This is a genomic window from Parageobacillus toebii NBRC 107807 (assembly GCF_003688615.2).
GTDB lineage: Bacteria > Bacillota > Bacilli > Bacillales > Anoxybacillaceae > Parageobacillus_B > Parageobacillus_B toebii.
This window is the reverse complement of the sequence record NZ_CP049703.1, coordinates 940,001-964,939: the sequence shown is the minus strand read 5'-3', so window position 1 is coordinate 964,939 and position 24,939 is coordinate 940,001. Positions and strand designations below refer to the sequence as shown.

At 42.5% G+C, this 24,939-nt stretch carries 23 protein-coding genes, 2 rRNA genes and 1 pseudogene (1 of these 26 running past the window's edge); 2 read left to right on the top strand and 24 right to left on the bottom strand.

Annotated elements, in window-relative coordinates; translation table 11 throughout:
• Positions 1-48: 48 nt before the first annotated feature.
• The 14 genes and pseudogenes from DER53_RS04925 to metG all read right to left on the bottom strand — a co-directional run bounded on the left by DER53_RS04925 (position 49) and on the right by metG (position 13,010).
• Positions 49-996 (bottom strand): ribose-phosphate diphosphokinase, encoded by a 948-nt coding sequence (locus DER53_RS04925; protein ID WP_012748824.1) that lies wholly within the window; start codon positions 994-996, stop codon positions 49-51.
• A 13-nt stretch (positions 997-1,009) separates the two neighbouring features.
• Positions 1,010-2,389 (bottom strand): bifunctional UDP-N-acetylglucosamine diphosphorylase/glucosamine-1-phosphate N-acetyltransferase GlmU, encoded by a 1,380-nt coding sequence (gene glmU / locus DER53_RS04920; protein ID WP_012748823.1) that lies wholly within the window; start codon positions 2,387-2,389, stop codon positions 1,010-1,012.
• Between the two features lie 126 nt (positions 2,390-2,515).
• Positions 2,516-2,806 carry a septation regulator SpoVG gene (spoVG, locus tag DER53_RS04915; RefSeq protein WP_003247437.1) on the bottom strand — a complete coding sequence of 97 codons (291 nt, stop codon included), beginning with the start codon at positions 2,804-2,806 and terminating at the stop codon, positions 2,516-2,518.
• A 155-nt stretch (positions 2,807-2,961) separates the two neighbouring features.
• On the bottom strand, positions 2,962-3,336 hold the full coding sequence (locus DER53_RS04910; RefSeq protein ID WP_062677415.1) for a RidA family protein: 375 nt from the start codon (positions 3,334-3,336) through the stop codon (positions 2,962-2,964).
• Between the two features lie 26 nt (positions 3,337-3,362).
• Positions 3,363-4,187 (bottom strand): pur operon repressor, encoded by an 825-nt coding sequence (gene purR / locus DER53_RS04905; protein ID WP_012748821.1) that lies wholly within the window; start codon positions 4,185-4,187, stop codon positions 3,363-3,365.
• A 55-nt stretch (positions 4,188-4,242) separates the two neighbouring features.
• Positions 4,243-5,113, bottom strand: a pseudogene (gene ispE / locus DER53_RS04900) (4-(cytidine 5'-diphospho)-2-C-methyl-D-erythritol kinase).
• A 195-nt stretch (positions 5,114-5,308) separates the two neighbouring features.
• Positions 5,309-5,488, bottom strand: a complete 180-nt coding sequence (locus DER53_RS04895) for a small, acid-soluble spore protein, alpha/beta type (RefSeq protein WP_041269542.1) — start codon at positions 5,486-5,488, stop codon at positions 5,309-5,311.
• Between the two features lie 103 nt (positions 5,489-5,591).
• Positions 5,592-5,849, bottom strand: coding sequence for a biofilm formation stimulator Veg (gene veg / locus DER53_RS04890; RefSeq protein ID WP_012748818.1), 258 nt, complete (start codon positions 5,847-5,849; stop codon positions 5,592-5,594).
• Between the two features lie 207 nt (positions 5,850-6,056).
• Positions 6,057-6,941 (bottom strand): sporulation peptidase YabG, encoded by an 885-nt coding sequence (yabG, locus tag DER53_RS04885; protein WP_062677417.1) that lies wholly within the window; start codon positions 6,939-6,941, stop codon positions 6,057-6,059.
• 116 nt (positions 6,942-7,057) lie between these two features.
• Positions 7,058-7,933: a 16S rRNA (adenine(1518)-N(6)/adenine(1519)-N(6))-dimethyltransferase RsmA gene (gene rsmA, locus DER53_RS04880; protein ID WP_062756184.1), complete on the bottom strand. Its 876-nt coding sequence runs from the start codon at positions 7,931-7,933 to the stop codon at positions 7,058-7,060.
• Entirely contained in the window at positions 7,926-8,489 is a 564-nt protein-coding gene (rnmV, locus tag DER53_RS04875; RefSeq protein ID WP_012748815.1) for a ribonuclease M5, read from the bottom strand. The genes rsmA and rnmV overlap by 8 nt, the downstream gene beginning before the upstream one ends.
• A 241-nt stretch (positions 8,490-8,730) precedes the next feature.
• Positions 8,731-9,951: a G5 and 3D domain-containing protein gene (locus DER53_RS04870; protein ID WP_062756182.1), complete on the bottom strand. Its 1,221-nt coding sequence runs from the start codon at positions 9,949-9,951 to the stop codon at positions 8,731-8,733.
• Between the two features lie 200 nt (positions 9,952-10,151).
• Entirely contained in the window at positions 10,152-10,922 is a 771-nt protein-coding gene (locus DER53_RS04865) for a TatD family hydrolase (protein ID WP_012748813.1), read from the bottom strand.
• Between the two features lie 141 nt (positions 10,923-11,063).
• Entirely contained in the window at positions 11,064-13,010 is a 1,947-nt protein-coding gene (gene metG, locus DER53_RS04860; RefSeq protein ID WP_012748812.1) for a methionine--tRNA ligase, read from the bottom strand.
• A gap of 241 nt (positions 13,011-13,251) precedes the next feature.
• Here metG and DER53_RS04855 point away from each other — a divergent pair, with 241 nt between their 5' ends.
• Both DER53_RS04855 and DER53_RS04850 read left to right on the top strand, forming a co-directional pair.
• Positions 13,252-14,418, top strand: a complete 1,167-nt coding sequence (locus tag DER53_RS04855; protein ID WP_062756519.1) for an IS256 family transposase — start codon at positions 13,252-13,254, stop codon at positions 14,416-14,418.
• A 375-nt stretch (positions 14,419-14,793) separates the two neighbouring features.
• Positions 14,794-15,093 (top strand): transition state genes transcriptional regulator AbrB, encoded by a 300-nt coding sequence (locus DER53_RS04850; protein WP_012748811.1) that lies wholly within the window; start codon positions 14,794-14,796, stop codon positions 15,091-15,093.
• Positions 15,094-15,131: 38 nt separating this feature from the next.
• On the opposite strand, the gene rsmI is transcribed toward DER53_RS04850, so the two are convergent.
• From rsmI to DER53_RS04800, 10 genes are all read right to left on the bottom strand, one after another.
• A complete protein-coding gene (gene rsmI / locus DER53_RS04845) occupies positions 15,132-16,004 on the bottom strand; it encodes a 16S rRNA (cytidine(1402)-2'-O)-methyltransferase (RefSeq protein WP_012748810.1) in 873 nt (290 codons plus the stop codon).
• A 13-nt stretch (positions 16,005-16,017) separates the two neighbouring features.
• A complete protein-coding gene (locus tag DER53_RS04840) occupies positions 16,018-16,767 on the bottom strand; it encodes a tRNA1(Val) (adenine(37)-N6)-methyltransferase (RefSeq protein ID WP_012748809.1) in 750 nt (249 codons plus the stop codon).
• Positions 16,768-16,830: 63 nt separating this feature from the next.
• A complete protein-coding gene (gene yabA, locus DER53_RS04835; protein WP_012748808.1) occupies positions 16,831-17,196 on the bottom strand; it encodes a DNA replication initiation control protein YabA in 366 nt (121 codons plus the stop codon).
• 15 nt (positions 17,197-17,211) lie between these two features.
• On the bottom strand, positions 17,212-18,039 hold the full coding sequence (locus DER53_RS04830) for a PSP1 domain-containing protein (protein ID WP_012748807.1): 828 nt from the start codon (positions 18,037-18,039) through the stop codon (positions 17,212-17,214).
• Positions 18,032-19,039, bottom strand: a complete 1,008-nt coding sequence (gene holB, locus DER53_RS04825; protein WP_041269541.1) for a DNA polymerase III subunit delta' — start codon at positions 19,037-19,039, stop codon at positions 18,032-18,034. The genes DER53_RS04830 and holB overlap by 8 nt, the downstream gene beginning before the upstream one ends.
• Before the next feature lie 78 nt (positions 19,040-19,117).
• The gene (gene tmk, locus DER53_RS04820; RefSeq protein ID WP_062756510.1) at positions 19,118-19,750 is read right to left on the bottom strand and encodes a dTMP kinase; all 633 of its coding nucleotides are present in this window, start codon (positions 19,748-19,750) and stop codon (positions 19,118-19,120) included.
• A gap of 13 nt (positions 19,751-19,763) precedes the next feature.
• Positions 19,764-21,200, bottom strand: a complete 1,437-nt coding sequence (locus DER53_RS04815; protein ID WP_062756509.1) for an aminotransferase class I/II-fold pyridoxal phosphate-dependent enzyme — start codon at positions 21,198-21,200, stop codon at positions 19,764-19,766.
• A 211-nt stretch (positions 21,201-21,411) separates the two neighbouring features.
• A complete protein-coding gene (locus DER53_RS04810) occupies positions 21,412-21,618 on the bottom strand; it encodes a sigma factor G inhibitor Gin (protein ID WP_012748803.1) in 207 nt (68 codons plus the stop codon).
• Between the two features lie 283 nt (positions 21,619-21,901).
• A 5S ribosomal RNA gene (rrf, locus tag DER53_RS04805) occupies positions 21,902-22,018 on the bottom strand.
• Positions 22,019-22,272: 254 nt separating this feature from the next.
• Positions 22,273-24,939: ribosomal RNA gene (locus DER53_RS04800) — 23S ribosomal RNA — on the bottom strand; it runs 268 nt beyond the window's last position.

Genomic DNA, 24,939 nt, shown 5'->3' with positions numbered 1-24,939 from the left:
TAATTGATACTTTATCCTAAAACAAGAAGGTCTAAACATGCTTTTCCATTAATCAAATAACACACTGACAGATTTCATTTCATATACGCGTGTAATTGCCTCCGCAATAAGCGGTGCAACTGACAGCTCTACAATTTTATCAATTTTCTTCTCTTCTGGCAACGCAATTGTATTCGTTACAACAAGTTCTTTAATTTTTGAATTTTGAATGCGCTCAATTGCCGGACCGGACAGAACCGGATGCGTACAGCATGCGTACACTTCTTTCGCTCCGTTTTCGATCAGTGCGTTGGCAGCTAATGTAATCGTTCCGGCCGTATCAATGATATCATCAATTAAAATAGCAGTTTTCCCTTCAACTTGTCCAACGATATTCATGACTTCCGCCACATTTGGCTTTGGCCGGCGCTTATCAATGATGGCGATCGGCGCTTTTAAACGGTCAGCAAGTTTTCGTGTCCGCGTTACTCCTCCATGGTCTGGAGAAACGACAACAACATCATCAAGATTTTTATTTTTAAAATATTCAGCTAAAATCGGAACTCCCATTAAATGATCAATCGGAATATCGAAAAATCCTTGAATTTGCGGCGCGTGCAAATCAAGTGTAATGACGCGGGAAGCTCCTGCTGTTTCTAAAAGATTTGCCACTAATTTTGCTGTAATCGGCTCGCGGGAGCGTGCTTTTCGGTCTTGACGGGCATACCCGTAATACGGCATCACAATATTAATCGTTTTTGCGGAAGCGCGTTTTAACGCATCAATCATGATTAATAATTCCATTAAATGCTCATTGACCGGGACGCTTGTCGATTGAACAACGAAAACATCATCGCCGCGGATGCTTTCTTCAATGTTAATTTGGATTTCCCCATCGCTAAAACGGGAGACAGAGCATTTGCCCAATTCAATTCCCATAACTTCCGCAATTTCTTCCGCCAATTTCATGTTAGAATTTAACGCAAACAGTTTTAGTTTGTGGTGACACTCAGACATTGATAAACCTCCATTAAGAATTTTTCTTGATCGAAAGACGATCCACATAATTCTCTTTATTTACCTGCCGCGCGCGGGCAATCGATAACGCGTTTTCTGGAACATCATCCGTAATCGTAGAACCGGCGGCAACATAAGCCCCTTTTCCAACCGTCACAGGAGCAATTAAATTGGCATTACAGCCAATAAACGCCCCATCTTCAATTTTCGTTATATGTTTATTTTTCCCATCATAGTTTACCGTAATCGATCCACAGCCAAGATTAACGTTGACGCCGACTTCCGCATCGCCGATATAGCTTAAATGCGATGCTTTGCTTCCTTTTCCAAATGTTGATTTTTTCACTTCGACAAAATTTCCGATGCGGACCTCATCATCGATTTTCGACGATGGACGAATATGGGCAAACGGTCCAATCGTGACATCGTTCCCAATTTCGCTGTCATGGGCAACGGAATGACGAATCGTTGTGCCGTTTCCAATCCAACAATCTTTAATTTCCGAGTTTGGTCCAATCGTACAATCTTCACCGATTACCGTTTTTCCTTCAATGACCGTACCCGGATAAATCACAGTGTCACGGCCGATTCGCACCTCAGCCGATATATACGTATGAGCAGGATCAATAATTGTTACCCCGTTCATCATATGTTTGCGACAAATCCGCTCGCGCATAATTTTTTCTGCTTCAGCGAGGGCAACACGGTCGTTTACCCCGATCGTTTCTTCAAAAGATGGGGCTTTGTACGCGGAAATGATGCTGCCATTTGATTTTAAAATTTCAATGACATCAGTTAAATAATATTCGCCTTGTGCGTTATTGTTTGATACATGTGTAAGCGCTTCAAACAAAGACTTGTTATCGAAACAATATGTCCCTGTGTTAATTTCCTTGATGGCACGTTCTTGTTCGCTTGCATCTTTATGTTCGACAATTTTCTCAACATTTCCATGAGCATCGCGAACAATGCGGCCATATCCGGCAGGGTTATCTGCAACTGCTGTCAAAATCGTTGCTTTTGCATTGGTCGCAAGATGATGATCAAGCAAAGCTTGCATCGTTTCAGCAGTAATTAATGGTGTATCTCCGCATACAACGAGCGTTACTCCATCTTTTTCCTGTAAATAAGGGGCTGCCTGCATAACCGCGTGCGCCGTTCCTAATTGCTCTTGCTGAAAGGCATATTCGCTTTGGTCGCCAAGCTGCGCCTTTACTTGTTCTGCTCCAAATCCAACAACCGTAATAAGCTTTTCTATTCCCAGCTGTAAAACTTGGTCCACCACATGCTGGACCATTGGCTTGCCGCAAACAGGGTGCAATACTTTATATTGCTTCGACTTCATCCTTGTCCCCTGTCCAGCCGCCAATATGACCGCATATCGTTTTACCATATATAGGCCTCCAATTACCTTTTTATCCATAATTGAATATATCTCAATTAGTAGTGTATTTCAAGGAAACATTCATTTTTCCAAAAAAAGAGCCTGTTCATTTAGAACAGACTCTTTTCCATATTTTTATGAAGCACCAGCTTCTTCAAGTTCTTCTTCCAATTTACCTAAACGGTGATACTCAGCTAATATTGCCTCTTGAATTTTTCCGCGTGTGGCTGAGTTAATCGGATGTGCAATGTCGCGAAATTCTCCATCTGGAGTGCGCTTGCTTGGCATTGCGACAAACAATCCGTTATTGCCATCGATGACGCGGATATCGTGGACAACGAATTCGTTATCCAATGTGATAGAGGCAATGGCTTTCATACGTCCTTCGGTATTTACGCGGCGTAATCTTACGTCAGTAACTTCCATTATGTTCACCACCTTTTCCCTATATCAGACTTGATTATTTTTATTCCACATGTTTTCTCTTTTTCCTTCTTTTTTTGAAAATTTTTTATAATAAATTAGCTAGTACGCAACGTACAGCATCCTTGACTGTTTAGGGAAAAGGCAGATGATGTAATTTATCGAATCAACGCGACTACTTCAATTTCGACAAGCGCGTCTTTCGGCAGTCTCGCCACTTCCACGCACGAGCGCGCCGGTTTATGGTTAGTGAAATATTCACTATATACTTCATTCATTGCCGCAAAGTCATCCATGTTTTTCAAAAACACCGTCGTTTTGACTACTGTATCAAGCGATGCGCCAGCCGCTTCCAAAACGGCTTTTAAGTTTTGAAATACTTGATGTGTTTGTGCTTTTATGTCGCCTTGTACCATCTCTCCTTCAGGAGTGAGCGGAATTTGCCCCGAGCTGTAAAACATGTTATTGACGATAATTCCTTGCGAATACGGACCGATCGCTTGCGGCGCTTTATTCGTTTCTACCTTTTTCATTTTGTTTGCTCTCCTTTCTCGTTTATCTATTCCATAAAATGAATATAATTTCCTGCTTTTACGGTAATTTGTTTTTCTTTAACATCGACAGAAGATAATTTTACGAGCGAAATATATTCATCAACAAGTCGCTCTTTCGTTTCTTCCGACTCGACAAGAACACCGATGCCGGAAAGTTTGGCGTTAAATTCATTTAATAAATTCACCATGCCGTTTACCGTTCCGCCGGCTTTCATAAAATCATCGATGATTAACACATTGGCTCCTTCGGCTAAACTCCGCTTGGCTAGCACCATCGTTTGAATGCGTTTAGAAGAACCGGAAACATAGTTAATGCTGACCATCGACCCTTCTGTCACTTTATTGTCATGGCGGACAATAACGACAGGAACATACAAAAAATGAGCTACCGCATAAGCAAGCGGGATTCCTTTTGTTGCAATCGTCATGACGACATCCACCGGCCGGTCGGCAAAAATGGACGCATATAGACGGCCGATTTTGTTCACAATACGAGGGTCGCCAAGAATATCGGTCATATACAAATATCCGCCAGGCAACAGCCGATCTGGGCGTGATAGTTGCTCACATAAATATGTAACAATCTCTTCCGCTTCCTGTTTCGACATTTTCGGAATATATTGCACTCCGCCCGCTGCGCCTGGCAATGTTTTGATCGTTCCGATTCCTTGCTGTTCAAACGTTTGTTTAATAATGGCTAAATCCTCACTAATCGATGACTTCGCCGATTCATAACGATCTGCAAAAAAAGTAAGCGGAATAAGCTGATGAGGCCGTTCGAGAAGATAATGGGTCATATCGACTAAACGGCCGCTGCGCCTTAACTTCATAGAGGCCCTCCTAAAACCGAATGTTTTAAAGTAAATATACCAAAAATGTACGTATTTAATCAAGTGAATGGCGTTCGCCTAATATACGGACAGCAAACACTTGATCACAAAAACCGCGGAGTCCGTTATAAATTCGCTGCAATCTTGAATCGTGCTGGACTAACCCGAACACCGTCGGCCCGCTGCCGCTCATCAATACCGCGTCTGCTCCAAACCGCTTCATTTGCTCTTTAATATGCGCTACTTCTGGATATTTTTTTAATGTTACTTCCTCTAATACGTTTCCAACCAGTTTACAAATAGCCGCATAATCTTGGCGATAAATCGCCTCTACCATTCCGTCCACATCCGGATGTGGAATCTCATCAACCTTTAAATTTCGATACACTTCAGCAGTAGAAACACCGATCGATGGTTTGGCCAAAATAACCCAGCATGGCGGTGGAGCAGGAATCGGTGTAATTTTTTCGCCCCGTCCTGTTGCAATCGCGGTTCCACCGTAAACGCAAAATGATACGTCAGAACCGATTTTTGCTCCTAGTTCTGCTAACTCATCCAGTGTAAGGCCTAAATTCCAAAGCTTATTTAAACCGCGGAGCGTCGCGGCGGCGTCACTGCTTCCTCCCGCCAGCCCGGCCGCTACTGGAATATTTTTTGTAATAGAGATCGCTATGCCTTGTTTAATCGCAAATGTATCTTTCAATAACTTTGCAGCCTGATACGCCAAGTTGCGGTGGTCATCGGGAACGAATCGGTTTTTTTGAAATAATTTGTATGGTATCATCCATTTGTGGAATTAATTCGATCCGATCTGCCAAATCAATCGTTGTCATGACCATTTTCACTTCATGATACCCATCCGGCCGCTTATGTAACACGTCCAATGATAAGTTGATTTTTGCTGGCGCTTTGACTAACAACCTCAAACGTTCCACCTACTTTAACGACTTCAAACTTCTCATAAGATCCATTTACCATATTAGCATAAATGATGTGTGTTCCTGAACAAAAAGAAAAATATATTCATCTGTTGAGTTATGGCAAACGATATCAAACAAAAGCCGAAGCGATGCTGCTTCGGCTGTCGCGGTCGTTTTTGTTTTCCTTTACACAAGTTTACGCTATTTCATGTTCTCGGCTAGCTGTCGTTCCGCTTTTTCAATCGCTAATTTCACCATATTCCCAGCATCTTTCGCGCGGATCGCGCCCCATCCTTCTCTTTGAACGACATCATAAAAGCCTAATTCTTTCGCCAACTCTTCTTTAAAGCGTTGCGACATAATTCCACGACGTCGACCCAATGTCAACAGCCCCTTTCAACCACCGCGACAGTTTTAGTATGAAAAAAACGCATATCTTTATGTTCACCTATTTATGACAAAACAAAAAGCAGCAAACAAATGTCTACTGCCTACCCGCTTGATCGTCATCTAAAAACGTCAATTGTACTGTTTCTGTTAACACATCAGCGTAACTAAACGATACCCGTTCAAACGCATTTTCTTTTTGGTCGAGTTCAATAACAAATACCGATGGATACGTTTCAGCTAAAATTCCGCATCGTTCAATCGTTTTTCTTCGTCCGCCGTTTGCGCGCAATGTCAAACGTCTGCCGATATTAGAATCCAACGCTTTTTTAATATCGGATAAAGTTTTTGCCATTCGCTATCCACCTCACTGTTTATAATTATAACAAGATTTTCTTTCAAAGTCAAAAAAATTAAAATTATATCAGTGTTTTTTCGTTACTGTCAATGCATATTTTTCTACAAAATCCTTCTTTATTATGTATATTATGGTTTTTTATGTGAAAAAATATGTATAAATTGTAGAAAAAATAAAAAAACCGCCTTTTTGATGGCGGCTCTGTTAATCGCTCATTTCACCAATGGAACGAAAAGGCATTCCCGTGCGCAATACTCCTTTCGTTTCTACTCCTCCAAGTCCTTTTTCTCCAGTTAATGTATTGCGAAGTACATCCCAAACATCTACCGTTTCCATAAAAGGGGTAAAACTAATTCTCGAGACGACATAAACTGGGTCCAGCGCATGAATGTTTACGCGTGCGGGGGAGCTGGCAAAATTGGCCCCGGCGCGAATAAGCGATTCAAAATGGGATTGACACGCCCCCGCAAAAATAATCAGCTGGTCAAGATGAGGAACTTTTTTACGTGCTTCTTTTACTGTTTGTACAAAATGTTTTGAATGGCGATATGCCTTTAAATCCGTTACTTTTCCTTTTGAATTGGAATAAGAATCATGGCCGGTAATCACTAAAATATCAGGGCGGAATCGTTCAAGAAGCTCACCGACTTTTTCAGACATTTCGCTTTCATCACAATAAATTCCGTATACCGGCACTCCGATTCGTTCATATAAATCTAAACACTTCCGCAAATATAAAGGGTCACCGTCCAAATGAAGGACGCGCCCCGGAATTTGAAAAAAATCTTTTTCCGTTCGGTATCCTCCCGTCGCCCGGTACTCTGTTTTTTGCTTCATTACATGGTAATCTTGTCGGAATAGCTTATACGATTGTTCTATAAGCTCTATTTCCTTTTTCTTTCTTTCCTGCTGTTCCCGTTCACCAATAATGACTAAATCACTGCATGGGGCATCGGCGACCAGTCTGACATCTTCGCCATATAAAGTCGCTTCTTTTTCCCCATCTTTTTCTTTCACATCTATTACACGAAACAATAAATCACAGTTATACGACTTTCTTGCAACAATATCGCCGACCTTAACGTCCATCACCATTCACTCCATTAAAACAAATTGTTTACTTAAGTAACATATGCACATCTCGACAATAGGTGATAGACATAGGTCTTTTCTTTCCCAAACCAACCAAAAAAGTGCTTACATACTTACAGAACGTGCCGCAGCGCATTGCTAAGCGCGGCAAACTCCTCCATTGTCAGCGTTTCTCCGCGGCGGCGCGGGTCAATGTCTGTCTCTGTTAAGACACGCTCTATTTGCTCTTTCATCGCTTTTCCGTTTGGCAAATTGTTTACTAAATTGTTTAAAATCGTTTTCCGGCGCTGCGCAAAGCTTGCCCGCACCACTTGAAAGAAAAACGCTTCGTCTTCCACTTTAACAGGCGGCTGCTTTCGCTTTATTAACCGAATAACAGCAGAATCCACGTTCGGCTGCGGGATAAACACCGTTCTTGGGACGGTCATGACCGTCTCCGCTTCTGTATAATATTGAACTGCAATCGACAACGAACCGTAATCTTTCGTTCCCGGCTTTGCGGCTAGGCGGTCCGCCACTTCTTTTTGCAACATAACAACCATGCCGCGAATCGGCAAGCGATCTGTCAATAGCTTCATAATAATCGGTGTTGTGACGTAGTACGGCAAATTTGCCACTACCATAATATCGGTCATGCCGGTAAATTCTTCGGAGATCACGCGGTGAATATCCGCTTTTAAAACATCTTGATGGATAATACGGATGTTTCCATACGGTGATAATGTATCCTCTAAAATCGGTAAAAGCCGCTGATCAATTTCAAACGCGACTACCTTTTTCGCACGGCGTGCCAGCTGCTCCGTTAAAGCACCGATTCCAGGACCGATTTCAATCGCTCCTGTTTCGTCCGAAAGCTCGGCAAAATCGACAATTTTCCGCAAAATATTGGTGTCAATTAAAAAATTTTGTCCTAAACTTTTTTTAAATGAAAACCCATACTTTTCCAGGATTTCCCGGGTTCGCCCCGGTGTGGCAATGTCTTTATTCATCATTTGCTTCCTCCTGCAATACTTGCTCTAATGCTGCATAAAATGTTTCTTTAGAGATTTGAAATACTTGCAATCGCTTATAAAGCTGCTTTCCGTTTGTATATCCTATTTTTAAAATTTCACCTAAATGTTGGCGCCGCTTTTTCGCTAATTCTCCACCGATTAAACCAGCAGCAACGAGTTCATCAAACGTAATCTCTTCCTTCCACTCTGTTGTTTCCTCATACACGTTTTTCAACGCTTGACGGATATCTTCCACAGACGCATGTTCTACGCCAATTCCTTTCCCATTTTTCGCAATAGCCGCTTTTCTTGGCAAAAAAGCATGTTTGCAGCCTGGGACACGCTCTGTAATCGTTTTGCGAATTTTTTCACCTGGAAAATCAGGGTCCGTAAAAATAATTACGCCACGTTTTTCTTTTGCTAATTTAATTCGTTCAATCGTTTCTTCACTAATTGCCGACCCGTTCGTTTCAATGGTATCTGCATCAACGGCGCGCTGAATCGCCACTGTATCGTCTTTTCCTTCCACAACAATAATTTCTTTAATCTTCATCACTATTGCGCAGAAATCGTTCACTCATTCCACACGGAATAAGTCTTTTTTCCTATTTCTGCGATGCCCCCTTTCCTGTAAAATAATTGTTGAAAGAGTTTTTTGCTGCTAAAAATGTTAATTTATTTTTTAAAATAACCGAAACTTTTTTTCGATTTTTTTCGTCTAAATGAGTAGGAAAATATCTTTCTTCATTATAACGAAAAAGCAGAGGGCAAAAAACCCTCCGCATCCTTTTCCTTTATTGAAGAATTCTCACTTTCACACGCTTTCTACCCCAACGAAGTGCATCCGATTGCTTTGGAATAAACACGTCAATTTCATAACCATTAATACCTGATCCTGTATCAGCAGCTATAGCATATCCGTATCCTTCTACGTACACTTTTGATCCAAGCGGAATAACGTTTGGATCCACTGCGATTACTTTTGCAGAAGGATTTGCACGTAAGTTAATTCCCATTCTCGTTGTTCCTGAACATCCTTGACAATAAGCAGTATAGGCGCTAGCAACAACATAAATTTCTCGCGCTGCATGCTTTTGACCGCGCGATACGGTCTGAACAGAGCGGCTTTGCGTATGGGCAGGTCGGCTTTTAGCCACTTTCGTACCGATAGCAACAATCCGATTTTTACTTTCTTTTATCATCTTTGTCTCAATTAATTTCCGCGATACTTCTTTTCCATTTTCGAGCACTACTTCATACTTTTTCGAAACTCGCCCCTTTTCTCCAGGGCTAATAATACGTTGTTCTCCTTTTGGCAATTGTGCATCTTGTCTAGTGACGACTGCAAAGTCAACTGGTTCTTCCACTACATCGGTGACTTTTTCAACTTTAATTACTTTTACGACCATATTTTCTTTTAGTTTGTCCTGTAAAGATGGCTCTACACGGTCGAGTTCATCTAATTTTACATTTTGTTGTTTTAAAAAGTCAGCGACAGTAGTCGAAGTTGCCCACACTTGTTGCTGTTTACCGCCGACATTTAATTGAACCGGGAATGCCTTTTCTATGTTCACTTTCATTCCCTTTTTAATTTTTGTATTTGGTGCTGGGGCAATTTTGTCGTGCTTTTCGATTTTAATATGTTGTGAGTTTAATAGCTCGGCAACGTTCTTTGCAGTCGTCCATATTTCTTGTTTTTTTCCATCTACTGTCAAAGTGACTTTCTTGCTCGCTTCCCAAACGATGTTTAAATCATCTGTAATCGGCGTATCTAACGATGGATAGACGCGATCTTCTTTCCTTGGCTTAATATTTTGCTCCTGTAATACTTCTTTTACCGTTTTTGCATGAGTACGAATCTCTTGTTTTTTTCCGTTTGCCGTTAGTGTCACATCATCTTTGGCTATTTCGTACCCAGCAAATCCCGTTGTCGCTGACAAAGCTATAAAACTACTAGCAGTAACAGTGAAATTTTTCCTCAATGAACCAGAAATCTTCTTCACATTGGGTAACATTATGCAAAACGCCTCCTTCTCTCGCTAAATTCCCCTCTCCCTCTAACATGTACGCGTAAACACACTCTATTATGCAGAAAATTCGGTTAAAAGGGAAGGAAGACTTGTCGACAGTTTATACTATGTAATGTTCTAAATTTGTAGAACTTTTTTTACCTCGATCATATTAGACAAGTCTCCTTACCATTTGACAAATAATTTTAGCGATGGATGCCGAATAATCTTTTTGCATTCTCTGCCGTCGCTTTTGCTACTTCCTCAAAGGAAATACCTTTAATCTCGGCGATCGCCTCCGCTACATATTTGACGTAGCTTGGTTCGTTTCGTTTTCCGCGGAAAGGGTGAGGCGTTAAATACGGACAATCTGTTTCAATCAATAAATGCTCAAGCGGAATTTGCGCCGCTACTTCCTTCGGCTTTTTCGCATTTTTAAACGTTACCGGACCGCCAAGGGAAATAAAGAAGTTCATATCAATGCATTGCTTCGCTACTTCTACACTTCCGGTAAAACAATGCATAATTCCACCCACTTCGGCGGCATTTTCCTCTTTTAAAATTTGCAATACATCCGCTGTTGCTTCCCGATTATGGATAATGATTGGCAGTTTTACTTTTTTCGCTAAAGCGATTTGCCGCCGAAATACGTCATGTTGTATTTCCTTTGGTGATTTATCCCAATAATAATCTAAGCCCATTTCTCCTAACGCCACCACTTTTGGATGGGCAGTCAACTCTTCAATCATGTTTAAATCCTCATCTGTCATATCGATTGCATCAACGGGATGCCAACCAACGGAAGCATAAATAAAATCATATTGCTCCGCTAGCTCTATCGCCCGCGCAATCGTAGGGCGGTCAAAGCCGACGACGACAATATGAGAAACTCTTTCACTAAGAGCGCGATCAATCACTTCTTGTAAATCATCATTATATTGAACGGCATTTAAATGCGCATGTGTGTCAAAGAGCATAACAATAACCCCTTTTCTACCTTGGTGTTAAGTGTAACATAGAAATCCATTACATATATCACAAGTTGTTAACATTTACTTTACAAAATGACAACAAAGAGGTGTCGTGTACGATAGACACCACACCTCTTATGTTTGTCATTATTTTATTTTTGTCCCATTTGGAATCGTTTTATCAACGGTAACAAGAGAAAGCACCCCGTTTTCTTCCCCGGCGAGAATCATGCCTTCGGATAGTTCACCGCGCAGTTTCACTGGTTTTAAATTGGCGACGCAAACCACTTTTTTGCCGATCAAATCCTCTGGTTTGTAAAATTGCGCAATTCCTGATACGACTTGACGTTGTTCATCGCCAAGATCAAGCTTGAGCTTCAGCAGTTTATCCGCATTTTTTACCGGCTCAGCGTGAAGTACTTCTGCAACTCGCAAATCAACTTTCATAAAATCATCAATCGTAATTTCTTGCGCTTCTTGTTTTGGTTTTTCTTCCGTTTGTTTTGCCGGTGCACTGCCCTGCATATGGGCTTTAATATATTCCACTTCTTTTTCAATGTCTAGACGTGGAAATAGCGGTTCACCTTTTGTTACTTTCGTGCCTTCCTTGATGAGGCCGAACTCATATAAGCTGTCCCATTGTTTTAATTGTTCATCAACAATGCCAAGCTGCGCGAAAATTTTTTCCGGCGTGCGTGTTAAAAACGGCTGCAACAAAATCGCAACATGACGAAGTGATTCTGCCAAATGGGTCATTACAGACGCCAATTGTTCTTTTTTGCCTTCATCTTTGGCAAGCAGCCAAGGTTGCGTTTCGTCAATATATTTATTCGTTCGGTTAATCAGCTGCCATACGGACGCAAGCGCAATGGAAAATTCCATTTTCTCCATCGCTTCTTCATATTGTTTCACCGTTTCTTTTGCCTTTTCGACAAGATCGTTGTCGAATGCTGTTTTCGCTCCACGATATGGTGGAATCATGCCGTCAAAATATTTTTCAATCATCGCTACCGTGCGATTTAACAAGTTGCCTAAATCGTTTGCTAAGTCGTAGTTAATGCGTTCGACAAATCCTTCTGGAGTAAATACGCCATCGGAGCCAAATGGAACTTCGCGAAGCAAATAATAGCGAAGTGCATCCAATCCATAACGGTCGATTAATGTTACCGGATCAACGACATTTCCTTTTGATTTCGACATTTTTCCGTCTTTCATTAACAGCCAGCCATGGGCAAACACTTTTTTCGGAAGCGGCAAATCGAGCGCCATTAACATTATTGGCCAGTAAATCGTATGGAAGCGGACAATTTCTTTTCCGACTAAATGAACGTCTGCCGGCCAGTATTTTCGAAACTTCTCATCGTTATCCGTGCCATATCCTAATGCCGTAATATAGTTCGTGAGCGCGTCAATCCATACGTAAATGACGTGTTTCGGATCACCCGGAACTTTAATGCCCCAATCAAACGTCGTGCGTGATACCGCTAAATCCTCAAGCCCTGGTTTAATAAAGTTGTTAATCATTTCATTTTTGCGCGACTCCGGCTGGATGAACTCCGGATTTTCTTCATAGTATTGCAAAAGCCGATCCACATATTTGCTCATTCTAAAGAAATACGATTCTTCTTTTACTTTCTCTACCGGACGGCCGCAATCCGGGCAGTTTCCATCAACGAGCTGCCGCTCCGTATAAAATGATTCGCACGGTGTACAATACCATCCTTCGTATTCACCTAAATAAATATCACCTTGTTCGACAAGACGCGCAAAAATCTTTTCTACTACTTTTTTATGACGTTCTTGCGTCGTACGGATGAAGTCATCATAAGAAATATCAAGCTTTTTCCACAACTCTTGGATGCCTTCGACAATTTCGTCGACATATTGCTGCGGTGTTACTCCTTTTTCTTCCGCTTTTCGCTGAATTTTTTGTCCATGTTCGTCCGTACCAGTCAAATACATGACATCATAACCGCGAAGACGCTTATAGCGCGCCATCGCATCGCCTGCTACGGTCGTATATGCATGGCCAATATGTAATTTCCCGCTCGGATAGTAAATCGGGGTCGTAAGATAAAACGTCTTTTTCTCCATCTTCATACCTCCCTATTCTGAACAAAAGCCCCCGCCCAACGGACGAGAGCGATGTTACTTCTATTTTACATAATTTTTTTCATTCTACAAAAACATCTATTTCTCTTATTGAAAAAAAATATACATACAAAATAAGATGATGTATAAAATTTTGTGTAAAGCATTTTACTAGATCAAAAGAAAAAAGGTAGGGTATTCTCTGATTGAACCCAAACATTCCAGAGAAAGGAGAACCCTACCTATGTCTAAAAGTATACCGAATGTCGACTGGGCAAATCAACTGGAAAGTGTCATTCGTCAGTTTGTAAAGGAAAAATTAGAACTGATCATGCGGGAAGAAATCAAGAATTTCCTCGAAATAGAACAGGCCGGAACATCAAATATGAGAAACGGCTACTATCAACGAAATCTAGATACGCAATATGGTCGGATTGAAGGTCTTTTGGTCCCTAGAGACCGAAACGGAGAATTTCAAACCCAATTGTTCGCTCCTTACCAACGGCACACCGGCTGGCTGGAGGAAGCCATCATCAGGATGTATCAAAGTGGCATGAGTACGCGTGAAATTGGCAAGTTTATTGAACGAATTTTAGGCAATGCCTATTCTCCTGCAACGATCAGCCGTATTACCGATGTAGTGAAGGAAGACATCGAGAAATGGCACACTCGTCCACTGCACAAGCGTTATTCCGTCTTATATTTGGATGGTTTATACGTAAAACTTCGTCGCGAAACCGTGGAGAAAGAAGTCATTTATGTGGTGTTAGGAGTGAATGAAGAAGGGTATCGCGAAATTCTGGATTTCTTCGTGGGAGGACAAGAAAGCGCCTATGTATGGCAGGAAATTCTTCAACACCTCTACCAAAGAGGCGTCAAGGAAGTGCTTCTTGGCGTCTTCGATGGCCTTCCGGGGCTGGAGGAAGCCTTTAAGGCGGTGTATCCGAAAGCCGATGTGCAGCGCTGTGTCGTGCACAAAGTCCGCAACACCCTCAGCCGTGTTCGGAAAAAAGACCAATTCGAAGTGGCCGAGGATCTCAAGCTGATTTATCGCGCGCCGAATAAGGAGATGGCGTTACAAATGTTTCAACAGTTTGAGTCGAAATGGTCCAGCAAATATCCAAGAGAAGTTCAATCTTGGGCCAATGAGTTGGATGTCCTCCTTACATTTATGGATTATCCAAGCAGTATTCGAAGTGTGATTTATACGACCAATGCCATCGAACGAACGATCAAGGAAATTCGGAAACGCCTAAAACCGATGAACAGTTTGAATAGTTTAGAAGCCGCTGAAAAAATCGTGTATTTGACCATTCAAGATTTTAATGAGAAATGGGCAGGGCGAAAGTTGCGAGGATTTGCCGAAGCGCATGAAGCTCTTCAACGAATGTTTGAAGAACGTTATTGTTAACCAAATATTGTAAATAAACAAAATAAGGGGATTCTCCCTTTCCACACAAGAGACTGAATATTCAGTCTCTTGTGTGGAGAAAATCAGTCCCCTATCAATTCAAATCCATTTCAGAGAAACCCTACCCCATTTACATTACACAAAATTCTTGACGGTACCCAAAATAACGCCATATTTTATAAAAAATAGTCGAATAGTTATAGAAGAAAACAATCGTCTTTCTTAAAAATACATTTTTTTTTAATTTTACATATAAAAGGATTGACGTATAATGGAAACACTGATATGATTAGGGTGTAGGAAATTTGTCGAATATTGACGAATAAATCCTAGCAAAATAAAAAACTATTTTATTATAGAGAGGGGGAGCGTTCCGTGAAATCAACAGGCATTGTCCGCAAAGTGGATGAATTAGGCCGTGTCGTAATTCCAATTGAATTACGCCGCACGTTAGATATTGCTGAAAAAGATGCATTGGAAATCTACGTAGACGACGATCGCATCATTTTGAAAAAATATAAACCAAATATGACTTGTGTCGTCACTGGCGAAGTTTCTGATGACAATTTCAAATTAGCCGGCGGTAAAATTATTTTAAGCCGTGAAGGCGCGGAAATTCTTTTAAAAGAAATCCAAGAGCATCTACAACAATCATCTGACAATAATGATAAATAAAAGAGTTTCTCTAGCATTTTTAGAGAAACTCTCTTTTTTTATCGATGATGATATTGCTGATAAACGTCCCGTTTCGACATATTTCGATCTTTTGCGGTTTGTTTAATAGCTTCTTTTGACGTAAAATTTTTCTCCCGAATATAATATTCGACATGCTCCACCGGTGTTAGCGAATGCCACCATTCCTCTTTCTCTTCGATCGTTTCCTCCGCTCCTTCCACAATAATGCAAAATTCTCCGCGAATTTCATTCGTTTCTGCCCATTCGACCGCCTCCCGCAAAGTTCCACGAATGAACTCCTCAAATCGTTTGGTAAGCTCACGGCATATAGCGATACGGCGATCGCCAAACACTTCATACATCATCGCAAGCGTTTCTTTTAAGCGATGAGGTGCTTCATAAAAAATCATCGTTTCACGAACCGTTTTTAGTGATTCCAACTGTTCCTTTTTTTCTTTCTTTGTCCGTTCGAGAAAACCGAAAAAATAAAAGTGATCGGTCGGCAGCCCCGAGGCAACCAGTGAGGTTAACGCCGCGTTCGCTCCTGGAAGCGGAACAACTGAACACTGCTCTTTGAGCGCGGAAACGATCAGCTCATATCCTGGGTCGGAAATTCCCGGCATTCCTGCATCACTGACAAGCGCTACCGATTTTCCTTCTTTCAGTTGTTCGACAATTTGCGGCCCGCTTGTATATTTATTATGTTCATGATAACTAATGACCGGTGTATGAATCTCAAAATGGTTTAACAGTTTTTTCGTTTGCCGTGTATCTTCTGCGGCAATGATATCTACTTCTTTCAAAATACGTACCGCCCGAAATGTCATATCTTCAAGATTGCCAATCGGTGTCGGGACGATATATAGAGTTCCTTTATTATCGCCGGCAAAACTTTTTTGCTGCCAAAGCATCGCTTCTGCTCCTTTACGATGGGATAATTCCATATAATAGCTGCTTCACTTCATCTGTATATTCATTATTGTCATGATACACAATAAGCGGCGGCAATACTTTTAAATCCGGATTGCCATCTTTTATTCCTTCAATCAAAATCGTATTGGCCTCTTTTCCGATTTTCGGATAAACAAACCGCAGCCGTTTTGGCTCTAACCGATACTTGCGCATTAGTGTAATAATATCGAGCAGCCGTCCCGGCCGGTGCACAAATGCGGCTTTGCCGCCTTGCTTCAACAGCTGGCTGCTTACGCGAATCACATCTTCAAGCGTACAATAAATCTCATGGCGAGCAATGGCCAAATGAATATTCTTGTTCATTTCTTCCTTGCTGATCGTTGGAAAATAGGGAGGATTGCACGTGACGACATCATATTTACTGTATCCTAACTGCTTAGGCGCATCTTTAATATCCCCGTGAATAATTTCTATTTGTTTTTCCAAACCGTTATATTGTACGCTTCTTTTTGCCATATCACAAAGCCGCTCTTGAATTTCTATACCGATAATTTTTCCCTTTGTTCTCATGCTTAATAACAATGGAATAACTCCATTTCCGGTGCATAAATCGACAATTTGCCCTTTTTGAATTGGCATATAAACAAATTTCGCAAGCAGCACCGCATCAAGGGAAAAGGAAAACACAGACGGACTTTGAATAATGCGAATATCTTCATTTAAAAGATAGTCAAGCCTCTCATCATCATATAATTCCACCATCGTGTATTCCTCCTTATTTTCAAAAAAATAACCTCTCCTTATGTGGAAAGGCTATCGTTATGCTTACTTTTTATTTAAAAAGGATAAACAAAATAGGCAATCGCCTTCTTTTCGGACGCTTCCATAATGGACATGACAAATATGGAACCCTTCCTGATAAAGACGCGCTAAATTATCATATCCTTCGCCAATGTCAACTAATTTTCTTTCATGACCATGCTTATGATCTTTTTCTTTTTGCTTTTCCTCTGCCAATTCACTGGTCACTTGTTCGAGCCGACGGCGCAAATGATCATTTTCTATTTGCAAATGATGATTTTCCTCAAGCAGCTGAACTACATGTTCCTTTAATTGTACAAGCTGGCGGTACAAATGGCTCAGTTGTTCCTCCATGCTCGTTACTGACTGAAAAATCTCTTTCTTATCCACGTCAATCCACCCCAATTAGTCTGTGGCTTGGACTGGTAACGTTCCATCTTTCATCAACTCGTCGAGCGTATATTCCACGACCCGTCCATGTTCCGATAATTCCACTTGCAATACTCGTTCTAAAATATTTAATCCGATCACTTTTCCAAGACCATGCGGAGTTTCCACATACTCCCCTAAATCAGGAAGCTGCTCTTTCGCTGTTTCATATTCATCATTTTCGTATTTTAAGCAGCACATTAACCGACCGCAAAGACCGGAAATTTTCGTCGGATTGAGCGATAAGTTTTGGTCTTTCGCCATTTTAATGGATACTGGTTCAAAATCTCCTAAAAATGTTGAGCAGCAAAGCATTCTTCCGCACGGACCGATCCCGCCAAGCATTTTTGCTTCATCGCGAACACCGATTTGTCTTAATTCAATGCGCGTGCGAAAAATGGCTGCCAAATCTTTGACAAGTTCGCGGAAATCCACACGCCCGTCTGCAGTAAAATAAAAAATCACTTTATTGCGGTCAAACGTATATTCCACATCGACTAATTTCATTTCCAAGCCATGCTCTTCTACTTTTTTTAAGCAAATATCGTACGCTTCCCGTGCCGCTTTTTTGTTTTCCTCAACAATTAATTTATCTTTCGCGTCCGCGACGCGAATCACTTTTTTCAACGGCAAAACGATATCATTTTCGTCGACTTGTTTGTTGCTAATGACAACTTTTCCATATTCGATCCCTCGAATGGTTTCTACAATGACGAACTCCCCAGCAGAAATCGACAATTCTCCAGGATCGAAATAATAAATTTTTCCCGCTTTTTTAAAGCGAACACCGACGACATTATACAAACACTTTTCCCTCCTTTAGATCAAGGATAAGTTGTTCCATTAAAAGCTGTACGCTCATATTAGTTGTATTTAAACGCGCCTTCGCTTGTAAAATCATTTCCATGCTTTTTACGATCTGTCGTTGAGAACAAGAAAGCGCCCATTGCTGCAAATCATCGATTTTATCCCGATAAATGATTTTATCTTGCTGTCCTAATTGAATGTGCAACATATCTTTATATATATATAAAAGCAAATCTAATCCTAAATCGATTTGCTGCTTTTCTTGAAAATGCGGAATCCATTGATCATGGATGAAAAAAAGCGCCTGCAAATCATTTTTCTTTAACATTTCATATAATTGTAACACTATTTTTCTCGCCTGCGCAAACCAATCATCTCGACCTAACTCGAGTGCTTCTTCATGACTGTTTGTCACATGTGCGGCAAGGAGAGCAATATGAGGCGGGATTTGCTGCTCTGCTAAATAATTGGCAAGCAAAGCAGGTGGTATTGGCTTAAACGAAAACACTTGGCAACGGGAAATGATCGTTTCTAATAGGCGGTGATATTGTTCTGTAAGCAATATCGCTACCGTCCCTGGACGAGGCTCTTCTAAAAATTTTAACAAGCTATTCGCTGCATTCGTTGTCATTTTATCAGCGTGCTCGATAATATATAGTTTTCGGTCTGATTCCACCGCCATTTTTGCAAACTCTTGCTGCAACATTTCAATTTGTTCTTTTTTAATCGATTGCCCATCTGGTTCAATGACATGTACATCCGGATGATTCCCGGAATCGATTCTGCGGCAATTTCGGCATTCATTGCAAGGCTTTATTCCAGAACGATGTAAACAAAATAAGCTTTTTGCCAATAAAAGACTCATTGCTTTTTTTCCCGTTCCGCGTTGCCCCTCGAATAAATAAGCATGAGAAATTCGCCCTTTTTCAAGACTTTTTGTGAGCATTTTCACTACTACAGGCTGATATCGTTCCAGCTGCTCCCAGAAAATCGCCACTTTCATCACTTTCCTTTAATTTTTATTCTAACATGTCTTATCCTTTTCATCATGTTCTGTTTCATGGAAACATCACTGTTATCTTCCTTCTATTTGATCCATAACCGCTGCTATGGTCATTGCAAACACTTCATCGACCGGTTTGGAAGCATCAATGACAATGATACGATCAGAAAAACGTTCTGCTATCTTTAAATACCCTTCTCTTACTTTATAATGGAAAGATAAACTTTCCATATCAAGCCGATTAATTTCCCGTTGCTTATTTTTTTGGATTCTCTCTAATCCTATTTTAGGATCAATATCAAAATAAATCGTTAACGAAGGAAAATAACCATCAATCGCAAACTGATTAATTTGTAATATTTCATCGATGCCTAACCCTCTTGCAAATCCTTGATAGGCTAACGAACTGTCGACAAACCGATCGCACAATACAATTTTGCCGGCTTTTATCGCAGGAATAATTTTTTCTAAAAGATGCTGCCTTCTCGCAGCGGCGTAAAGCAACGCTTCCGTACGACCATCCATTTCCGTATGTTTTGGGTTCAAAATAATGGAACGAATTTCCTCGGCAATACGAACTCCTCCTGGTTCTCTTGTCGATAAAACGTCAAACCCTTTTTCTCGCAAAAATGATTCCAGCTTTGTAATCATCGTCGTTTTTCCCGCTCCATCAGGTCCCTCGAAAGAAAAAAAACGGCCTTTCATACGCTAATCCCCCTTATTTTACTGGTACATACACTTCTATTTGATTAGAAGATAAAAACTTTCCTCCTTGAAACCGCGCATGGTATTTTAACTGTTTTATTTGTTCAATATGCTCTTTACTAATTGATTCTCCTATAAATAATAAAGGCACTCCAGGTGGATAAGGTGTGATCGTTTCCGCGGCAATAAATCCTTCCGCCTTTTCTAAGTTAACCACTTTTTTCGGCAATGTCTCTAGTTCCTTATAAGAAATCGGATTTGCAGATGCCAAGAAGGAAAAAGAACGGAACGAATTTAGCAACTCTTCGCTATAGCTTAATCCGCGAAACGCCCGTTTTAATTTTTCGATCACTTCCTCTAAATGATCGATAGCAGCAAGCGGATACACGAGCAAAACGTTAAACGGATCGGCAAGCTCCGCAAAAACGCCTTCTTGCTCCAGCCGTTGTTGAAGCTCATAACCGGACAACTTACTTCTCGTTTGAACGGTAATTTTCAATAAATCCGTCTTTATAAGCGGATGTTGCGAATGAACTACCGCAATCCCTTCTATCTCATCGAGGGCATCTTTCAACCGTTGAATTTGTTTTAAAATATTTTCTACATCTCCCTTTGTTAAACGAGCGAGGTAACTTCTCGCCAAATCAAGTGAAGCCATAATCGGATAAGATGGGCTGCTTGACTGAAACACTTGTAAAAAATATTTTAGTTTCTCTTTATCTATTAATGAACTATTTACATGTAAATACGACCCCATTGTCATGGCTGGCAATGTTTTATGCGCTGACTGGACAACAACATCCGCCCCGCACGCGATCGCTGTTTTCGGAAAAGGCTCTCCTATAATAAAATGGGCCCCATGCGCTTCATCGACAAGCACAGGAATACGATAGCGGTGTGCGATGTTTACAACTTCCGTAAGATCCACCGCCATTCCATAATAATTCGGATTAGTCAACACTAATGCTGCGGCATCTTGGTGAAGTTCAAGCGCCTTTTTTACCGTTTCATACGCAACATAAGAGGCGACACGGACGTCTTCATCCAATTCCGGAGGAAGAAAAATAGGGGCAGCTCCAACTAATTGAAGCGCATGCATAATCGATTTATGGCAATTTCGCTGCACAATTACCTTTTTCTTTTCCCCGCAAACGGCAAAGATCATCGCTAAATTTCCAGCCGTAGAACCGTTTACGAGAAAAAACGTTTCTTCTACATTATACAGCTTTGCTGCTAAAGATTGCGCCTCGGCAATAACCGATTCCGGTTGATGTAGATCATCAAGCCCGCTTAATTCAGTCGCATCTAGTTTTAGTAACTGCTTATAATCATTTTTCGCTTCTATAGGAAATACTGTACCATATTTGTGACCTGGTACATGAAATGAAAACGGATGAATGGCATCATGACGTTTTAAAGCGGTATATAAAGGAGTTTGCTGTTGATCCATAAATGCCCCTCTTTTCTTTTTCATGATAAGGAAATTTAGAACATTGTTTTTCTGACATAGACAACAAGATATATATTATCACTAATCTAATTGCCTTGAATAGAAATACATAAGAGATAACATCGATTTTCCGATACCACTCCAAATCAAAAAAGAAAAAAGCGTGATGAAAGTTGAACATATAAACAAAATAGGCCCTATCAATAGGACCCTATGAATATATTTTTGAAGATATAATTTTTCTTAACTGCTTTACATAAAAACGGTATTTCGGATCGGTCGTGTCCGTTTGCACGATCTCCCTTTCGCAATCAAGACAAAGAAACTGATCATAAATTTGAATTCCTTCTTGTTTTGGCTGCTCACAAACGATACATACTCTTTCGATAACATCTTTACCCGTAATCAGTGAACCCACCTTCTCCACCTCCCACCCTTTATCTTTCCCACATTAATAAGTTTCTATAACTAATAGATGAAAATAAAATTTTATAGATGCTTAGGTAAAATAATAAATACCAAAAAATAAAATTTTATAACACCATGAGAACAAGATAGGAGAGTTGCGCATTTTTCTTCGTTTCAGTTTAATAGAAAAAATGGATACACACAGAGTGAGAGGTGAAGTGGAGATGTTTTAAGGTATATATAAAAACAGCTGATTAAGCATGAAGCTTAATCAGCTGTTTTCTGTAATAATTGCCTAGCAACGACCTACTCTTGCAGGGGCGCTGGCCCCAACTACCATCGGCGCTGGAGAGCTTAACTTCCGTGTTCGGGATGGGAACGGGTGTTTCCTCTCCGCTATTGTCACTAGGCAATTATCTCAATTGGACATTTATTATTATATTCCAATCATCACGTTTGTCAAGAGGGATTTCGTTCCCTCAAAACTAGATAACCGTCTGTTTGGAAGAAGCCGTCTTGCGTAGGCGGCCTATGCTTTTTCCGTTGTCTAGCTCCGGTGCCTAGCTCTCTTGCACCAAATAACCTTCTCCCTTGAGGTGCAAGCACCTCTACGGGCGAAGAACATTTTCCTTTTGGCGCTAAGCGCTCGCCTCCACTTTTCCGCTTGGTTAAGTCCTCGATCGATTAGTATCCGTCAGCTCCACGTGTCGCCACGCTTCCACCTCGGACCTATCGACCTCGTCATCTTCGAGGGATCTTACTCGCTTGACGCGATGGGAAATCTCATCTTGAGGGGGGCTTCACGCTTAGATGCTTTCAGCGCTTATCCCTTCCGCACATAGCTACCCAGCGGTGCCCCTGGCGGGACAACTGGTACACCAGCGGTGCGTCCATCCCGGTCCTCTCGTACTAAGGACAGCTCCTCTCAAATTTCCTGCGCCCGCGACGGATAGGGACCGAACTGTCTCACGACGTTCTGAACCCAGCTCGCGTACCGCTTTAATGGGCGAACAGCCCAACCCTTGGGACCGACTACAGCCCCAGGATGCGATGAGCCGACATCGAGGTGCCAAACCTCCCCGTCGATGTGGACTCTTGGGGGAGATCAGCCTGTTATCCCCGGGGTAGCTTTTATCCGTTGAGCGATGGCCCTTCCATACGGAACCACCGGATCACTAAGCCCGACTTTCGTCCCTGCTCGACCTGTCCGTCTCGCAGTCAAGCTCCCTTGTGCCTTTGCACTCTACGAATGATTTCCAACCATTCTGAGGGAACCTTTGGGCGCCTCCGTTACCTTTTGGGAGGCGACCGCCCCAGTCAAACTGCCCACCTGACACTGTCTCCCACCCCGATAAGGGGTGCGGGTTAGAATTTCAATACCGCCAGGGTGGTATCCCACCGGCGCCTCCACCGAAGCTGGCGCTCCGGCTTCTCAGGCTCCCACCTATCCTGTACAAGCGATACCAAAATTCCATATCAGGCTGCAGTAAAGCTCCACGGGGTCTTTCCGTCCTGTCGCGGGTAACCTGCATCTTCACAGGTAGTATGATTTCACCGGGTCTCTCGTTGAGACAGCGCCCAAGTCGTTACACCTTTCGTGCGGGTCGGAACTTACCCGACAAGGAATTTCGCTACCTTAGGACCGTTATAGTTACGGCCGCCGTTTACTGGGGCTTCGGTTCGCACCTTCAGCCTTGCGGCTTAAGCGCTCCCCTTAACCTTCCAGCACCGGGCAGGTGTCAGCCCCTATACTTCGCCTTTCGGCTTCGCAGAGACCTGTGTTTTTGGTAAACAGTCGCTTGGGCCTTTTCACTGCGGCTCTCTCGGGCTCATCACCCAAGAGAGCACCCCTTCTCCCGAAGTTACGGGGTCATTTTGCCGAGTTCCTTAACGAGAGTTCTCCCGCGCACCTTAGGATTCTCTCCTCGCCTACCTGTGTCGGTTTGCGGTACGGGCACCTCTCACCTCGCTAGAGGCTTTTCTTGGCAGTGTAGGATCGGGGACTTCGGGACCGATGGTCCCTTCGCCATCACGGCTCAGCCTTTGCGCCAGACGGATTTGCCTATCTGGCAGCCTAACCGCTTGGACAGGCTATTCCAGCAGCCTGCTCGCCCTACCTTCCTGCGTCCCCCCATTGCTCAAACGGTGAGGAGGTGGTACAGGAATCTCAACCTGTTGCCCATCACCTACGCCTTTCGGCCTCGGCTTAGGTCCCGACTAACCCTGAGCGGACGAACCTTCCTCAGGAAACCTTAGGCTTTCGGTGCAGAGGATTCTCACCTCTGTTTTCGCTACTCACACCGGCATTCTCACTTCTAAGCGCTCCACGAGTCCTTCCGGTCTCGCTTCGGCGCGCTTAGAACGCTCCCCTACCGATGACCAACGGTCATCCCACAGCTTCGGTGGCACGTTTAGCCCCGGTACATTTTCGGCGCAGAGTCACTCGACCAGTGAGCTATTACGCACTCTTTAAATGATGGCTGCTTCTAAGCCAACATCCTGGTTGTCTGGGCAACTCCACATCCTTTTCCACTTAACGTGCACTTTGGGACCTTAGCTGGTGGTCTGGGCTGTTTCCCTCTCGACCACGGATCTTATCACTCGTAGTCTGACTCCCAAGGATAAGTCGTTGGCATTCGGAGTTTGACTGAGTTCGGTAACCCGATGAGGGCCCCTAGCTCAATCAGTGCTCTACCTCCAAGACTCTTCCCTTGAGGCTAGCCCTAAAGCTATTTCGGGGAGAACCAGCTATCTCCAGGTTCGATTGGCATTTCACCCCTACCCACACCTCATCCCCGCACTTTTCAACGTACGTGGGTTCGGGCCTCCAGTAGGTGTTACCCTACCTTCACCCTGGACATGGGTAGATCACCTGGTTTCGGGTCTACGACGACGTACTTAACGCCCTATTCAGACTCGCTTTCGCTGCGGCTCCGTCTCTTCGACTTAACCTCGCACGTCATCGTAACTCGCCGGTTCATTCTACAAAAGGCACGCCATCACCCATAAACGGGCTCTGACTACTTGTAGGCACACGGTTTCAGGTTCTCTTTCACTCCCCTTCCGGGGTGCTTTTCACCTTTCCCTCACGGTACTGGTTCACTATCGGTCACTAGGGAGTATTTAGCCTTGGGAGATGGTCCTCCCTGCTTCCGACGGGATTCCCCGTGTCCCGCCGTACTCAGGATCCACTCGGGAGGGAACGAAGTTTCGACTACAGGGCTGTCACCTTCTCTGGCGGGCCTTTCCAGACCGCTTCGTCTACCCCGTTCCTTTGTAACTCCCATGTGAGTGGTCCTACAACCCCAAGAGGCAAGCCTCTTGGTTTGGG